We start from the raw sequence: 16,027 nt of genomic DNA, 5'->3' as shown, positions 1-16,027 counted from the left end.
ATCCTGAACGGAGGCGATGCGGCACATGCCGGTCGACGCTGGAGCCCAGCCGAGGGACGCCCGATACACCCTCGGCGTCAACATCGGATTCCACGACTCGTCCGCCGCGCTGCTGCGCGACGGCGCGCTCGTGGCGATGGTGGAACAGGAGAAGGTGAGCCGGCGCAAGCACGCGCTCGGCCAGGCGCCGGTCGCGGCCATCCAGGAGTGCCTGGCGCTGGCCGGCGTCGATCTCGACTCGCTCGCCGGCGTCGCGATCGGCTGGGACATCAACCTCACCCGGATGGCGGGAAGGCGGCGTTTCTCGCCGGTCGGGCTGCGTGCCCTGCTCTTCCCCGACGCCCCGGCAGGACAACTGCCGCCGGTGACCTGGGTACGCCACCATCTGGCGCACGCCGCCAGCGCGTACTACGCGTGCGGCGAGGACAACGTCGCGATCATCGTTATCGACGGCGCGGGCGAGAACCAGTGCACCAGCCTGCTGCACGGCCGCGACGGGCGTATCGAGCTGCTCCGCGAGTGGCCCATCGACCAGTCGCTCGGCTTCTTCTACGCCTCCGCGTCGAAGTGGGCCGGGCTCGGCGAGTGGGGCGCCGGCAAGCTCATGGGCCTGGCGGCGTACGGGCGCCCGTCGGGGAGCCTGCCACTGCGGGCGTTGCCGGACGGGTACGCGCTGAGCCTCGACGGCGTCGATCAGGTCGGCGGTGAGAACGGCGGGGACCTGATGACGTTGAGCTTCCCGCCGGCCTACGAGGCCGCGGTGCGGTCGGCTTTCGCCTGCCATTACCCGTACACGGAGCGTCAGGGCGAGGACGCGATGTCGTACACCGACTTCGCGGCGAGTGTGCAGCAGGCGCTGGAGGACGCGGTGCTGTCCCTGGCCGCCGAGGCGCGCCGCCGCGTCGACGCGCCCACCCTGGTGCTGGCTGGTGGCGTCGGCATGAACTGCACGATGATCGGCAGGTTGGTGGACAGCGGGCTCTACGACCGTGTCTACGTGCCGCCGGTGCCCACCGACGTGGGCGTCTCGTTCGGAGCAGCCCTGGTCGAGGCGCGCGACAGCGGCGTGTTCACGCCGGTGCCGATGGACCACGCGTACTGGTCGACGCCGTTTACCGACGTCGAGCGCGCGATCTCCGACGCCGGCCTGGTCTGCCGGCCGCTGGCCGAGGCGGGCCTGGCCCGGGTGGCTGCCCGGACCCTCGCCGACGGCGGCGTGGTGGCCTGGGCGCGTGGCCGGGGCGAGGTGGGCCAGCGTGCGCTGGGCACCCGCAGCCTGCTGGCCGACCCACGCGACCGGGGCACCTGGGAGCGCCTCAACATCATCAAGGGTCGGGAGATGTGGCGGCCGATCGCCCCGAGCGTGCTGGAGGAGCACCTCGCCGAGATATTCCCGGCGGGCGTGGGCGATCCGGCCGCGTTCATGCTGGCGGCCAGCTCGGTCGCGCCGTCCATGCGCCGGGTCATGCCGGCCACCACCCACGTGGACGGGTCCGCCCGACCACAGCGGGTGCAGCGCGCGACCAACCCGGCGTATTGGCAGGTGATCGAGGAGTTCCGCCAGTTGACCGGGGTACCCGCGGTGGCCAACACCTCGTTCAACCTGGCCGGTGAGCCGATCGTGTACACCGCGGCCGACGCGGTCTCCACCTTCGTCCGGGCCAAGGACATCGACCTGCTGGTTCTCGACAGGTACGTGGTGGCGCGCGGCTACGCGGATCTGCCGGAGGATCCGGTCGGCTGACCTAGCCGGCCCAGGGGTGCGTGCGGGGCGGCCGCGGCGGCGGCCGCCAGGCGCGCGTACCCGCCCACCAGGTCCGCCGCCCAGTCCGCCGGGAACCGGTCCGGGCGGTGGAACAGTATCGCCCGCAGCCCGTCGTCGCGTGGCACGATGGCGAGCTCCAGGTCGAAGCGGCTGGCCACCTCGGGCACCACGCCCTCAAGGGTCAGCCCCCGGTGTTCGGCGCGCTGCTGGATGGGTTCGGGCATCAGCTGGAACACCGCGTCCTCCACGCGCCCCGCACCGGTGCGGGTGGCCGCCTGCGGCACCACCTGGTACGGCAGCTCCTGGAAGCGGATCGCGTCGAGCACGACGGCTCGGGTCTTGCGCACCGCGTCGACCAGGGACGGTTGGACGGGCAGGCGCACCCGCAGCACCACCATGTTCGCCAGGAACCCCACGGTGTTGCGGGTCTCCGGGCGCGACCGGTTGGCCAGCATCGACGCGACCGCCAGGTCGCGTTGGCCGGTGAGCTGGTGTAGGCGGGCCACGTACAGCGCGAGCAGGACCGCGAACAGCGTCGTCTGGTGCGCCCGGGCCAGCGCCGACAACATCCGGACCACGTCGCCGGGCAGCGGTGCCTCGACCATCGCGGTGGCGCCCCGGGCTGGGCCGGCCGCGGGCGGTGGCGGTATGTCGAGCAGCCGCATGCCGTCGAGCTGACGGCGCCAGTACGCCAGATGTCGGGACGGCCCGCCGTCCGCCAGGAGTTCCCGTTGCGCCGTGGCGAACTGTCGGAACTGCCACCCGGCCGGCTCGAGCGGGTCGCCTCCGCCAGCGCCGTCGTGTAGCAGGGTGGTGAGCTCGCGGAACAGCACGCCGCACGACCATGAGTCGGCGACCAGGTGATGGATGTTGAGGCAGAGCAGGTGCTCGTCGGCGCCGGTGCGCCACAGCATCGCGCCGAGCGGACTGCGCGACGTGTCCAGGGGTTCGCGCAGGTAGGCGGCGAGCGCGCCGGCCGCCGCGGCGGCGTCGATGTCGAGCCGGGCGAGCGGCACCGGCGCCGGCGGGTGGATGACCTGTTCGAGGTCGGGGCCGCGACCTCGGAACGTGGTACGGAGCGCCTCGTGCCGGGCCACCAGGTGGTCGATCGCGGCACCGAGCCGCGCGGGATCCAGTGGGCCGTGGATCCGGCAGATCAAGGGACAGGTGATCCGACCACCGCCCCGGTAGTGGTCGAGGAACCACAACAGCCGCTGACCGATGGTCGCCCGCTCGACGTGCACCGGGGTGCTCACCGCGCGTCCGCCACGGCGGGACCGGCGACGGCCGCGTCGATCGCGGCCAGCGTCGCCGCGTCGAGCCGGATCCCGGCCGCGCCGGCGGTCTCGTCCAGTTGCTCGGGACGGCTGGCGCCGACGATGGCGGCGGCCACGCCGGGCTGGCGCAGCACCCACGCCAAGGCGAGCCTGGCCATGGGCAGTCCGGCCGCGTCGGCGACGGCGCGCAGCCGCTCGGCCGTCTCGATCGCCTCCGCCTTCGCAAAGCGGCCCATCGCGCCCGCGGTGACCCGCCCGGCCGCGCGGGAGTGTGCCGGCGGCGCGACGCCTGGCCGGTACTTGCCCGTGAGCAGGCCCTGCGCCAGCGGGGAGTAGACGATGTGACCCACCCCGAGGCGGGCGCAGGTGGGAAAGATTTCGGCCTCGGGGTCGCGCCAGAGGATCGAGTACTGCGGCTGGCTCGAGACGAAGCGTTCCACGCCCTCGAGCGCGTACGCGGCCTCGATCTGTGCGGCGGTCCACTCGCTGAAACCGATGTGGCGCACCTTGCCGGCCTGGACGAGTTCGGTGAGGGCGCCCATCGTCTCGGCGAGTGGGGTCACCGTGTCGAACCGGTGGCACTGGTAGAGGTCGAGGTAGTCAGTGCCGAGCCGACTCAGCGAGGCGTCGCACTGGCGGCGTACCTGGGTCGCCGACAGGCCCAGTTCGCCGCGCCCCATGGGGAAGTAGAGCTTGGTGGCCAGGCGGTACGAGGCGCGGTCGACGCCGGCCAGCGCCTCGCCGAGCAGCGTCTCCGCGGCGCCACGGCCGTACACGTTGGCGGTGTCGAACAGCGTGATGCCGAGGTCGTACGCGCGCCGCACGCAGGCCACCGCGGTCTCCCGGTCGACCCGGTCGCCGTAGGTCAACCAGGAGCCCAGGGCGATCTCCGAGACGGTCAGGTCGCTACCACCCAGCTGTCGGAACTCCACTGTGTACCCCCGACGTCGATGAAGCCTGGCATCTATTAATCGAGATAGATAGTGTGTACCAGGTCATGCGCCTGGTCCTGACGGGAGGACGACGTATGCGTGTCGATGCGTTCGTCGACGAGCTTATGCGTGCAGGGGTCCGCCTGTGGGAGGAGTCCGGTTCAGTCCGGTACCGCGCTCCCCGGGGGATCATGACGGAGGGTCGGGTGACCGCCCTGCGGGCCCGGCGCGACGAGGTGCTCGACTATCTACGCAACGGAGCCGTCCAGGCACGCGCGCACCCGCAGCAGCGGCACGAACCGTTCCCGCTGACAGACGTGCAGGCGGCGTACACGCTGGGCAGGCGCGACATCTTCCGCTACGGCAACGTGGGCTGCCACGGCTACGGCGAACTGGAGTTCGCCCGCGTCGACCCGCAGCGGCTCGCCGCGGCGTGGCGGGGCGTCGTGGCCCGACACGACATGTTGCGCGCGGTGGTCGACGCCGACGGTGCCCAGCGCGTCCTGCCGGACGTGCCGGAGTACGAGGTGGTCGTGTCCGACCTGAGGTCGGTCGGCGACGCCGAGGCGGCGGCCGGGCTCGCGGCGGTCCGCGCGGACCTGGACCACCGGGTGTACGCGACCGACCAGTGGCCGCTGTTCGACCTGCGCGTCACCCGGCTGGCGGACCGCGACCTCGTGCACTTTTCCATCGACTTCCTGATCTGCGACTTCGTGTCCATTCGGCTCCTGATCGACGAGCTGCTGGACCGGTACGACCGCCCCGACGTCACGCGGGAGCCGCTGGAGATCACCTTCCGGGACTACCTGCTCGCCGAGCGGGAACTGCGCCAGGGCGGACGGTTCGAGCGCGACCGGACGTACTGGCTGGACCGCCTGCCGGACCTGCCCGCCGCGCCGGTGCTGCCCACCACAACCCACGACCACTCCGCGCCGGCGCGGTTCCGCCGCTGGGCCGCGACCATCGAGCCGACGCGGTGGGCCGCGTTCCAGGATTCCGCCCGTCGCTGCGGCCTGACCGCGTCGGCTGCCGTCCTGGCCGCGTACGCCGAGGTCGTCGCCGCGTGGAGCGGTCAGCCGCGGTTCACCCTCAACGTCACCACGCTCAACCGGATGCCGCTGCACCCGCAGGTCGACCGGCTGGTCGGCGACTTCACCTCGGTCAGTCTGCTTAGCGTCGAGACGGACCCCGCCGCACCGCTGCGCGAGCGAGCCGCCACCCTGCAGGAACAGCTGTGGCAAGACCTCGATCACCGGCTCTTCTCCGGGGTCGAGGTGGTGCGCGAGATCAGCCGGCGCGCCGGCGCCGACGCGGCGCTGTTCCCGATCGTGTTCACCAGCGCGATCGGCTTGACCCCGGGCGCCGGCGCCGCGCCGGTCGCGGGCCCGTCGACGGCGACCCTGGGGTACGGCATCAGCCAGACGCCGCAGGTGCTCATCGACTGCCAGAACATCGAGCGCGACGGCGCGCTGGCGACCAATTGGGACGTCCGCGAGGGGGTGTTCCCCGACGGCATGGTGGACGCGATGTTCGCGGCGTTCGTGCGCCTGCTCGGCGACCTCGCCGACAGCGAGGCCGGGTGGGCGGGCACCGAAGCGGTGCGGCTGCCCGACGATCAGCGGCAGCGGCGCGCGACCGTCAACGACACGGCCGCGCCGTTGCCGGACGGCCTGCTGCACGACCGGATCGTACGGGCGGCGTTGCGCGACCCGGACCGCGTCGCGGTGTCCGGGCCGACCGGCTCGCTCACGTACGGCGAACTGCTGGGTCGCTCGCGCGCGGTGGCCGGTTGGCTCGTCGGGGCGGGTTGCCAGCCGGGGGACCGGGTCGCGGTCGTCATGGACAAAGGTCCGGAACAGGTCATCAGCGTGCTCGGCGTGCTGCTGGCCGGCGCGGCGTACGTGCCGGTCGACACGAACCAGCCGACCGTGCGCCGGGAGCGGATCCTCACCGACGCGGCGGCGCGCGCCGTGCTCACGCAGTCCTGGCTCGACACCGGCGCGGGCCGGGGCCCGCTGCCCAGCCTGTCGGTCGACCAGGTGTCCCCGGCCACCGAGGCCGGGCCGGTCGCGGCTGACGTCGGCCCGGACGACCTGGCGTACGTCATCTACACGTCCGGATCCACCGGCGCCCCCAAGGGCGTGATGATCAGCCACCGGGGCGCGCTCAACACGGTGCTCGACATCAACGAGCGCTTCCACGTCGGTCCCGACGACCGCGTGCTGGGTCTGGCCAGTCTCGGCTTCGACCTGTCCGTCTACGACATCGTCGGCCCCTTGTCGGTGGGCGGCTGCCTGGTGTTGCCGGCTGCGCACGGCCGTGGCGATCCGTCGCACTGGGCCCGGGTCATCGCCGAGTACGGCGTCACGGTGTGGAACTCCGTGCCGGCCCAGTTGCAGATGCTCACCGACTACCTGGCGACCGGAGGGAGGGTGGCCCTGCCCGGCGTGCGGCTGGCACTGCTGTCCGGCGACTGGATCCCGGTGACCCTGCCGGCCGCCGTGCGCGCGCTGATTCCGGGCATCGAGGTGGTCAGCCTCGGCGGCGCCACCGAGGCGTCCATCTGGTCGATCTGGCACCCGATCGCCGATGTGCCCGCCGACGCGGTCAGTATCCCGTACGGCGTGCCCCTGGCCAACCAGCGGTTCCACGTCCTCGACGACCAGCTCCGCGCGCGTCCCGACTGGGTGCCCGGCGAGCTGTACATCGCCGGGACCGGGCTGGCCCTGGGCTACCTGGGCGACGAGGCCCGCACGGCCGAGCGGTTCATCACCCACCCGGTCACCGGCGAGCGCCTCTACCGCACCGGCGACCTGGGCCGGTACCTGCCGGACGGCACGATCGAGTTCCTCGGCCGCGATGACCTGCAGGTGAAGATCCGGGGGCACCGGATCGAGCTCGGCGAGGTCGACAGCGCGCTGGCGGCGTACCCGGGGGTGGCGGCTTCGGCCGTCGTGGTCGACGGCGACGATCCGTTGCAGCGGCGGCTGGTGGCGTTCGCCCAGCCGGCACCGACCACGCCGGCACCGGCCGCCGACCTGACGGCCGCCGCGGCCGCCGGCGCCGAACTGCTCGACGGGCTTGACCTCGGGTCGTACCTGGCGTACCTGCGCGGCCTCGACGAGGTGGCACTGCTGGCCATGGTCCGGACGCTGTGCGCGGGCGGGCTGTTCGCCGACGGCGCCACCCACGACCTGTCCGAGATCCTGCGCGGGGCGCGGGTGGCGCCGGCCCATCACCGGCTCGTGCGGCGGTGGCTGCGGGCGCTGACCGACAACGGGTTACTGGTCCGCGACGCCGACACGTACCGGCTGGTGCGGCCGGTCGACGACGAGGATCTCGACCGAGCCTGGGACGCGATCTCCCGGCTGCGGGAGGCGGCGGGCGACGATACCGAACTCGTCGAATACTTCCGGCTCAGCACCGAGCACCTGCCGGCCCTGCTGCGTGCCGACACCGACCCGCTGCGTCTGCTCTTCCCGGACGGCCGGCTCGACGTGTCTGAGGACCTGTACGCCGACGCGTTGTTCAACCGCTGGGCCAACCGGGTGGCCGCGGCCGCGGTGGGCGAACTGGCCGCGGCGGCCGATGCCCCGCTGCGGGTGCTGGAGGTGGGCGCCGGCACCGGCGGCACGACCGGTGCCATGCTGGCCGAGCTCGGCCCCGACGGCGTCGACTACCTCTTTACCGACCTGTCCGCCTACTTCGTGGGCGGCGCGCAGGAGCGTTTCGGGCACGAGCCGGGAGTCCGCTTCGCCCGCTATGACCTCGATGAGGACTACCGGGCGCAGGGCCTGGCACCCAACTCCTTCGACGTCATCGTCGCGGGCGACGTGCTGCACACCACCCGGGACGTGGGCCGGACCCTGGCCCGGTTGCGAGAGCTGCTGGCTCCGGGCGGTTGGCTGGTGGCCATCGAGATGACCCGCGACCACTACCAGATCATGACGTCGCTGGAGCTGCTGGTGCGCCTCGACGAGGTTGCCGGCGACTTCACCGACGACCGGCGGGGAACCGACCAGACGTTCCTCACCCGCCAGGACTGGTTCGACCAGCTCGACCGGGTCGCGGCGGACACCGTGCGGTGCCTGCCCGGCATTGACGACGAGTTTCTCGGCGAGCTCGGCATGACCGTCTTACTCGCCCGGTTCAAGTCCGATCGCGTCCGGCTCGACTCCACCACGGTGCTGCGGCACGTGTCCGAGCGGCTGCCGTCGTTCATGGTCCCCGCGCGCCTGGAGATCGTGGATCAGCTGCCGCTCACCCCGAACGGCAAGGTGGACCGAGCGGCGTTGCGGTCATGGGCGCGTTGCGCTGACGCGCCGACCGGCCCGACCCCGGCGGGCGAAGCGCCGGCGGAGGGCCTGGAGCAGGCGATCGCCGCGGTCTGGGCCGCGGTGCTCGGCGTCGCGTCCGTGGGCCGCGAGCAGAGCTTCTTCGACCTGGGCGGCGACTCGTTGCTCGCGGCGAAGCTGGCCGGGCGGCTCATCGAGTCGGTGCCGCAGGCGGCCGGGGTGTTCTTCGACCAGATGCTGCGCGAGATCCTGGACCGGCCGACCGTGGCCGACCTGGCGGCCCACCTGGCGGCCCAGGAGAGCGCGGCCGGCGGGCACGACTGGCTGTTCGACGCGCCGGCTCAACCCGCGCTCGTGCCGCTGTCCGGGAATGATGGCCCCGCGGTGGTCTTCGTGCCGTGGTCGCAACCGGCGACGTACGCCGAGGTGGCAGCGGCCTGCGGGGCCGGCGTGCGGGCCCTGGCCGTGTCGGTCCCCGCGCCCGACGGGCCGCCGACGGTGGCGGAGCTGGTCGACGGGTGCGTGGACGCGCTCGGCGGCGTGTCCGGTCCGGTGACCCTGGTCGGCCACGGGCTGGATGGTCTGCTCGCGTTGGAGGTGGCGCGCCGACTGCTGGAATCGGGCCGCGACGTCGAGCGCCTCGTCGTGTCCGGCACCGCACCGGTGCCGTACCCGGTGACCGACCCGGCCCAGTTGGAAGACCTGTGCCGGCGGGAGCTGGGGGCGGACGCGGACGACGAGCTGGACCCGGCTGTCGCGACCTACGGCCGCCTGCTCACTGAGTTGGCCGGCCACCCGCCGACCGCCTACGTCGGCGATGTGACGCTGGTGCTGCCACGCGACCCGGTATGGCCAGGTTTCTCCGCCGACCCCGTGGCGGCCTGGGAGCGGATCTGCCTCGGTGAGCTGACGGTGGTGCGTTCGGCCGTCGACCTGGCGGACGCCCTGCGCGGCGCCGGCGCCGACGAGATCGCGGCCGCCGTCCGATGACACCGCAGCGGCCGTCGACGTTGGTGGAGTCGATTTTCCGGTTGCAGGAGTTGGCGGATTACATCGTGCCGTTCGGTATCCGGGCGGTGTGTGATCTGCGGGTGGCGGATTGTCTGGTGGGTGGGCCGCGGTCGGTGGGGGAGCTGGCGGCGGTGGTGGGGGCTCATGAGGGTTCGTTGTTCCGGGTGTTGCGGGCGTTGGCGTGTAAGGGGATCTTCACTGAGGTGGAGCCGGGAGTCTTCGGGCTGACGCCGTTGGCGGATCTGTTGCGCTCCGACCACCCGTTGTCGCTCGGCGACGCTTATCCACTGGTCAGCGCCGATGTCGTCCGCCTGGTCCGAGTTCGAGCACACCCTGCGGACGGGAGAATCGGCGTTCGAGCACGTCTTCGGCACGGACTACTACGCCTACCTGGCGGCCAGGCCGGACGACAGCGGCCGGGTGGACGCCTCGGTGCGCGCCCAGAACCGCCACGTCCTGCGCACCGTGCTGCATGCCTACCCGTGGGGTGCGCTGGGCACGGTCGTCGACGTCGGCGGCGGCAACGGTGCGTTCCTGGCTGGCCTGCTGACCCGCTTCCGGCAGTTGCGCGGCACCCTGCTCGACCAGCCGCACGTGCTCGCCGGGGCGCCCCCGGTCCTGGCCGCGGCCGGCGTCGAGGACCGGTGCGAGCTCGTCGCCGGGAGCTTCTTCGACGAGGTGCCGGCGGGTGCCGGCGGGTACGTGCTCAAGACGATCCTGCATGACTGGGACGACGGGCGCGCGCTAGCCGTGCTCACGGCCGTGCGGGCCGCCATGCGTCCCGACAGTCGGTTGATCGTGTTGGAGGCGCTGCTGCCGCCGGGCGACACCTACCACGTCGGCAAGCTGCTCGACCTTCACTCGCTGGTCCTGGTCGCCGGCCCGGACCGGGACGAGACCGACCTTCGCGCACTGCTGGACAGGGCGGGGCTGCGCGTGTCGGACGTGCGCCCCACCGACACGCTGGCGATCCTCGAGGCGGTTCCCGCCTGAGGCAGGACAGAGGGGGATGCCCATGAACGAGCGGCCGTCGACGTTGGTGGAGTCGATTTTCCGGTTGCAGGAGTTGGCGGATTACATCGTGCCGTTCGGTATCCGGGCGGTGTGTGATCTGCGGGTGGCGGATTGTCTGGTGGGTGGGCCGCGGTCGGTGGGGGAGCTGGCGGCGGTGGTGGGGGCTCATGAGGGTTCGTTGTTCCGGGTGTTGCGGGCGTTGGCGTGTAAGGGGATCTTCACTGAGGTGGAGCCGGGAGTCTTCGGGCTGACGCCGTTGGCGGATCTGTTGCGCTCCGACCACCCGTTGTCGCTCGCTGAGGCCTATCCCCTCATGTCGGCCAACTTCCGCGCCTGGTCCGAGTTCGACCACACCCTGCGGACGGGAGAATCGGCGTTCGAGCACGTCTTCGGCACGGACTACTACGCCTACCTGGCGACCAGCCCGCGCGACAGCGCCCGCTACGACGGCATCCAGCGCGCGGGCACCCGCCTCGAGCTGCGCGCCATGCTGCGGGCCATCGACTGGGGACGGTTCGATCATGTGGTGGACGTGGGTGGCAACAACGGCGCGTTCCTGGCCGGGCTGCTCGCCCGCCACAAGCACATGCGGGGTACGCTGCTGGACCTGCCGCACGCGGTCGGGGCGGCGCCGGCGCTGCTGGCGGAGGCCGGCGTCGGCGAGCGGTGCGAGGTGGTCGCGGGCAGCTTCTTCGACGGCGTACCCGCCGGTGCGGACGCCTACGTGCTCAAGCGGGTGCTCTATGACTGGCCCGACGACCGCGCGGGCGACCTGCTCGACGTCGTCCGGGCGGCGATGCGACCGGACAGCCGGCTGCTGCTGCTCGATCCGGTGATCCAACCGGCCGACGCGTTCGATGTCGGCAAGATCTACGACCTGCTGAGCCTGGCCATGCTCGCTGGCAAGGCGCGTACCCGCGAGGAGGTCATCGACCTGCTGGACCGGCACGGACTCACGGTGACCCGGGTGGTGGAGACCCCGATGTTCCCCATCGTCGAGGCCGCGCTGCGGGCGCCGGACGGGGCGCGGTCCCCGTGACGTGCCGGTCAGCCGCGGGCGACCACCCGGCCGGCCGAGGGGCCCAGCAGTTCCAGTTTCACCAGGCCGTCGCGGACCCGGTCGGTCATCAGCCCGATGCGCACCAGCGCGGCCACGATCCGGGAGAAGATCGCCTGCCGGTACTGCACCATGAGCGGGTCGCGGGCGGCGTACGCGACGCCTTCGGCGTGGTCGACGTCCAGCCGTTCCCAGACGTCGCCGAGCAGGAACCGTCGATGCATCAACTCGGCCGCCTCCAGCACGAGCAGTTCGCGATCGGCGCGCTCGGCCGAGGTCATCTCGGTGTAGAGGTTCTCCAGCGACAGCACACCGAACGAGACGTGGCGCGCCTCGTCCCGGGCGACCAGGCGGGTGATCTCCTTGATCAGGTCGTCGTGGAAGGTCGAGTTGGCCATTCGGAACGCCGCCATGGCCAGGGCTTCGATCATGATCTGCATGCCCAGCGCCGTCACGTCCCACCGGCTGTCGGACAGGATGTCGCCGAGCAGCGCCGCCAGCGGCGACGTGATCGGGTACGGCTCCGCGACCTTCTCCCGCAGGTACCGGGAGAAGGCCTCGACGTGGCGGGCCTCGTCGACGGTCTGGCTCGCCGCGTAGAACTTGCTGTCGAGGTCGGGCATCACCTCGACCAGCCGGGCGGCGACGATGAGAGCCCCCTGCTCGCCGTGCAGGAACTGGCTCACCATCCACGACTGGACCTGCCAGCGGAACGCGTCCCAGCTGTCGCGGCCGCGCCGGGCCAGGGGGGACGCCTCGAAGGACGCCATCCCGAACCTGCTGTCGTCGGGCAGGGGGGCGCCGAACGGCACGTCGACCGACCAGTCGATGTCCACCGTGGCGTTCCACTGGGCGGTCTTGGCGCGTTCGTACAGGGCGGCGAGTTGGCTGTCGCCGGGTGTGTAGTCCCACGTCAGGTTGGCTGGCAGCGACGTCGTGACAATCCAGTTGGACATTCAGTCCAGGCTACCGTCCACCTCGGGGTTTGGAAATCTTTCGATGTTTGCTAGGGGGCGGCAGTGACGACGGTACTGACCCGCGTGACGGATGTGCTACCGGAGATCATCAAGCGGGCCGAGGAGACTGACCGTGACCGGCGGATCCCGGCCGATCTCCTGGACGCGCTGCGGCCGACCGGCGCCCTGCGGATGTTCGCGCCGACCGCCCACGGTGGCAATGACCTGGCCCTGCCGGACGTCCTCGCCGTCGTCGAGGCCCTGTCCGCCGCCGATGCGTCGGTGGGCTGGACCGTGGCCCAGCACGCGGTGGCCCAGCTCATCGTGCGCCACTTCCCGGCAGCGACCGTCGCGCGGCTCTACGCCGCCGGGCCGGATCTCCTCGCGGCCGGCGCCGTGGCGCCCAAGGGGCGCGCGGCACGCTCCGGTGACGGCTGGCAGGTCAGCGGTCAATGGCCGTTCGTGACCGGCGCACCGCAGGCCGACTGGTTCTATCTGCAGTGCCTGGAGACCGTGGACAACGCGCCACGGCTGGACGGCACGGGGGTGCCGGCGATGCGCCTCGCGTTGCTGCCCGCCGCCGAGGTGTCCGTACTGGACACCTGGCACACCGCGGGTCTGCGTGGCACCGCGAGCCGCGACGTGCGGGCGAGCCGGGTGACCTGCCGGCAGGAGTTCACCTGCGCCTTCGACGCCGAGACCGACGACGGCGACCCGCTGGTGCGGCTGCCGGCGCGCGACCTCGGCGGCCTGTTTGTCGCGGCGGTTGTCGTGGGCAACGCGGCGGGCGCCCTGGACGACGTCGTGGCGCTGGCCGACGGCGGCAAACGGCCGGCCTTCAGCCCGCGCCGCCTCGCCGATTCCCCGGCATTCCACCAACGGCTCGGCGAGGCGCACCTGCGCCTGCGGGCCGCACGCGGCCAATTGCGGGCGGAGGCCGCGCGCGCCTGGGGGTTCGCGTTGCGCCCCGAGCCGATGGGCCCGCTCGACCACGCGGTCCTGCGCGCCACCGGCCCGGCCGTGGTGGCGGTCGCGACGGCGGCGCTGGACACGGCGTACCAGCTGGGTGGGGGTTCGGTCGTCTACGACCGGTCGCCGCTGCAGCGGCGGATGCGCGACGGGCATGTCGCGACCCAGCACTTCTCCGTCGGCACCGAGTTCTTCTCCGCCGTGGGCGCGGTGCTGGCAGGCGGCGACCCGGGTGTGTTGTTGAGGTGACGGTCGAGGTTCATTCATACTGACTGTCGTGGATCGATCCCCGGTGGCGTCGCTTGTCCGGTTCGACACCGACGATCCCGCCCTCATCGATGATCCCTACCGTGCGTACGCCCGGCTGCGGGCCGCTGGGCCGGTCGCCCGCGGCGGGCCCGGTCAGTGGGTCTTCAGCCACTACGCCGAGGTGTCCGCGCTGCTGCGGGACGAGCGCCTCGGCAGCGAGTTCCCGCAGGCCGTGCACCGGCTCAAGCTGGGCGACGGACCGGCCTGCGACTTCTTTACCCGCATCCTCATCGACCGGGACCCGCCCGGGCACACCCGGCTGCGGCAGGCGATGAGCCGTTCGTTCACCCCCTCGGCCGTGCGCGACCTGCGTGACCGCGTGGCCGGCATCGTCGACGACCTGATCGGGCGCGCGCTCGATCGCGGCGGGTTCGACCTGGTCGGCGACCTCGCACTGCCGTTGCCGGTGACGGTCGTGTGCTCGCTGCTCGGCGTGCCCGCCGACGACCTGGAGCTGGTACGTCCCCGGATGGTCGACCTGGCCACCGGGTTCGGCGAGCTCACCCTGACCCAGGAGCAGCGGGTCGCCGCCGACGGGGCGGTCGAATGGTTGCGTGCCTACATCGGCGAGCACCTCGACCACCGTCGGCGCCACCCCACCAGCGACCAGCTGTCGCTCATGCTGGAGGCCGAATCGGCCGGGGTGAGCCGGGCCGACCTCGTGGACAACGCCATCTTCCTGTTCTTCGCCGGCTTCGAGACCACCACGAGCCTGGTGGTCAACGGCACTATGGCGTTGCTGGACCACCCGGACCAACTGGCCCGGCTGCGCGCGGAGCCGGAGATGGCCACCCACGCGGTCGAGGAGCTGCTCCGCTTCGACCCGCCAGTACAGATGTCCATGCGTCTCGTGCACGCCCCACTGGTCGTCGACGGTGTCACGATCCGCGCGGGGCGGGTCGCAGTGCTGCTCATCGGGTCGGCCAACCGGGACGAGCGGCAGTTCCCCGACCCCGACCGGCTCGACATAGGCCGGCGGCCGAACCCGCACCTCGCCTTCGGCGGCGGGCACCACTACTGCCTCGGCGCGCCGCTGGCCCGGATCGAAGGCGCGCTGGTGCTGGACCGGCTCGTCCGCCGGTGCCGCAGCCTGGAACTCGCGGGTCCGCCCGTACGGCGTCCACACGCGAGCATCCGCTCGTACCGCAGCGTGCCCGTGACGGTGACGGCGGCCTGACGCCACCCGCGGCTCAGCCTGACCGGACGCGGCCCAGGAGACGGGTTGCCGCCGCCAGTTCGGCCGCCGCGGCGATGAGCCCGCGTTCGTCGCTGAGCCGGTCACCGAGCGCCCGCGCCCGGTCGGTCAGGGCCAGCGCCCGCGTCACGGCCGCGGCCAGCCGGGCCGGCGTGAGCCGGTGCCAGTCGAGCCGGACCGCGGCGCCGAGCGACGCGAACACGCCTGCGCTCTCGAACTGGTCCATCATCGCCGGCAGGATGACCGCCGGCCGCCCGGCGGCGGCGAACATCGCGGAGGTGCCGAGGCCGCCGTAGTGCACGCCGGCGACGCACCGGGTGGCCAGCACCGACAAGGGCGCGTACCGCTCGACGAAGAGGGAACCGTCCTGGCCGGTCTCGGTGGCCCAGATGTCCAGGTAGACCCCGCGTACGCCGAGCCTGTCGCAGGTGGCGGCGGCGACCTCACGCAGGGACGCGGGCACCGGCATCGGCGGGGCACGGAAGACGACCGGCGGATCGCCGGCGTCGAGGAAGGCGTCGAGCGCGCGACCGCCCCGCCACAACCGGACCGTGTCACAGGCCTCGAGGCCGGTGGCGGTGACGTGCGGCGCCAGGCGACGCGAGTCGAGGAACAGGGGGGAGGTGAGCAGGAGGGTGCGCCGCGGCGACGCGGTCAGTTCCAGCACCGACGTGGGCGCCGCCACGCCCAGCCCGTCCGCGACGCGGGCCAGGTCGCGCAGGAAGTGTTGGTCGAGTCGCCGGCCGAACCGGCGCCACGCCAACCGGTTGACCGTCCGTCCCAGGCTCGGTCGCGGCAGATAGAGCGGCATTCGCTCGTCGTTGGGGAACAGCCAGGTGGCGGGGCTGACGGTGAGCCAGGGCAGACCGCGGCTGCGGGCCACGAGCGGCGCCGCGAGTTGGATCGGGTGCGCCACGATCACATCGCCGTCGCGGACAAGCTCACCCAGGCGGGCAGCCGTACGGGCCACCGGATCGATGACCCATCGGCGGGTCTGGGTCAGGAACATCCCGGTGCGCTCGCCCGGCCGCACCCGTACGGGCTTGTCGTCGTCGAGCCTCGGGATCTCGCCGAGCGAGGCGAACGGGACCCGTTCGGTCCGGGCCAGCAGTTCGACGCTGGACTCCGCGGCCAGGAGCACGTCGACGCCGGCGGCCAGCAGCCGTTTCGCCAGGCCGACCATGGGCAGGGCGTCGCCGAGCGAACCCCCGGCGACCAGGACGAGGCGGGGACTGTCACTCACCGTC

The 16,027-nt window shown here is 72.4% G+C and carries 10 protein-coding genes and 1 pseudogene; 7 read left to right on the top strand and 4 right to left on the bottom strand.

What is annotated here, in order from left to right:
• Window positions 1–25: 25 nt before the first annotated feature.
• Window positions 26–1,744: a carbamoyltransferase family protein gene (locus tag ABD191_RS21140; protein ID WP_344084774.1), complete on the top strand. Its 1,719-nt coding sequence runs from the start codon at window positions 26–28 to the stop codon at window positions 1,742–1,744.
• Here the strand turns inward: ABD191_RS21140 and ABD191_RS21135 are convergent.
• Both ABD191_RS21135 and ABD191_RS21130 read right to left on the bottom strand, forming a co-directional pair.
• Complete coding sequence (locus ABD191_RS21135; RefSeq protein WP_344084771.1) at window positions 1,711–3,021, bottom strand: condensation domain-containing protein; 1,311 nt, start codon at window positions 3,019–3,021, stop codon at window positions 1,711–1,713. The genes ABD191_RS21140 and ABD191_RS21135 overlap by 34 nt on opposite strands.
• A complete protein-coding gene (locus ABD191_RS21130) occupies window positions 3,018–3,974 on the bottom strand; it encodes an aldo/keto reductase family protein (RefSeq protein ID WP_344084768.1) in 957 nt (318 codons plus the stop codon). The genes ABD191_RS21135 and ABD191_RS21130 overlap by 4 nt, the downstream gene beginning before the upstream one ends.
• Window positions 3,975–4,039: 65 nt before the next feature.
• On the opposite strand from ABD191_RS21130, the gene ABD191_RS21125 reads away from it, so the two are divergent.
• From ABD191_RS21125 to ABD191_RS21115, 4 genes and pseudogenes are all read left to right on the top strand, one after another.
• The gene (locus ABD191_RS21125) at window positions 4,040–9,259 is read left to right on the top strand and encodes an amino acid adenylation domain-containing protein (protein ID WP_344084765.1); all 5,220 of its coding nucleotides are present in this window, start codon (window positions 4,040–4,042) and stop codon (window positions 9,257–9,259) included.
• Window positions 9,256–9,468 (top strand): annotated as a pseudogene (locus ABD191_RS29300) (methyltransferase family protein); the annotation flags it as partial. The gene ABD191_RS21125 and the pseudogene ABD191_RS29300, both read left to right, overlap by 4 nt.
• A gap of 112 nt (window positions 9,469–9,580) precedes the next feature.
• Window positions 9,581–10,273, top strand: a complete 693-nt coding sequence (locus ABD191_RS21120) for a methyltransferase (RefSeq protein ID WP_344084762.1) — start codon at window positions 9,581–9,583, stop codon at window positions 10,271–10,273.
• A 22-nt stretch (window positions 10,274–10,295) separates the two neighbouring features.
• Window positions 10,296–11,333, top strand: a complete 1,038-nt coding sequence (locus ABD191_RS21115) for a methyltransferase (protein ID WP_344084760.1) — start codon at window positions 10,296–10,298, stop codon at window positions 11,331–11,333.
• 8 nt (window positions 11,334–11,341) lie between these two features.
• On the opposite strand, the gene ABD191_RS21110 is transcribed toward ABD191_RS21115, so the two are convergent.
• Complete coding sequence (locus ABD191_RS21110; protein WP_344084757.1) at window positions 11,342–12,307, bottom strand: ferritin-like domain-containing protein; 966 nt, start codon at window positions 12,305–12,307, stop codon at window positions 11,342–11,344.
• Window positions 12,308–12,370: 63 nt separating this feature from the next.
• Here ABD191_RS21110 and ABD191_RS21105 point away from each other — a divergent pair, with 63 nt between their 5' ends.
• Both ABD191_RS21105 and ABD191_RS21100 read left to right on the top strand, forming a co-directional pair.
• Window positions 12,371–13,525, top strand: coding sequence for an acyl-CoA dehydrogenase family protein (locus ABD191_RS21105; RefSeq protein WP_344084754.1), 1,155 nt, complete (start codon window positions 12,371–12,373; stop codon window positions 13,523–13,525).
• 28 nt (window positions 13,526–13,553) lie between these two features.
• The gene (locus ABD191_RS21100) at window positions 13,554–14,762 is read left to right on the top strand and encodes a cytochrome P450 (protein ID WP_344084751.1); all 1,209 of its coding nucleotides are present in this window, start codon (window positions 13,554–13,556) and stop codon (window positions 14,760–14,762) included.
• A 13-nt stretch (window positions 14,763–14,775) separates the two neighbouring features.
• Here the strand turns inward: ABD191_RS21100 and ABD191_RS21095 are convergent, their stop codons facing one another.
• Window positions 14,776–16,023, bottom strand: a complete 1,248-nt coding sequence (locus tag ABD191_RS21095; RefSeq protein WP_344084748.1) for a glycosyltransferase — start codon at window positions 16,021–16,023, stop codon at window positions 14,776–14,778.
• Window positions 16,024–16,027: the final 4 nt, after the last annotated feature.

The sequence above is a fragment of the Luedemannella helvata genome, assembly GCF_039528415.1.
Classification (GTDB): Bacteria; Actinomycetota; Actinomycetes; order Mycobacteriales; family Micromonosporaceae; genus Luedemannella; species Luedemannella helvata.
Note: the sequence above shows the minus strand (reverse complement) of the source record. Positions and strands in the feature narration are given on the sequence as shown.

Excerpts from the sequence above, each read along its gene's own strand:
- ABD191_RS21140 (WP_344084774.1), top strand. The coding sequence starts at position 26 with ATGCCGGTCGACGCTGGAGCCCAGCCGAGGGACGCCCGATACACCCTC.
- ABD191_RS21125 (WP_344084765.1), top strand. The coding sequence starts at position 4,040 with ATGCGCCTGGTCCTGACGGGAGGACGACGTATGCGTGTCGATGCGTTC.
- ABD191_RS21120 (WP_344084762.1), top strand. The coding sequence starts at position 9,581 with ATGTCGTCCGCCTGGTCCGAGTTCGAGCACACCCTGCGGACGGGAGAA.
- ABD191_RS21115 (WP_344084760.1), top strand. The coding sequence starts at position 10,296 with ATGAACGAGCGGCCGTCGACGTTGGTGGAGTCGATTTTCCGGTTGCAG.
- ABD191_RS21110 (WP_344084757.1), bottom strand. The coding sequence starts at position 12,307 with ATGTCCAACTGGATTGTCACGACGTCGCTGCCAGCCAACCTGACGTGG.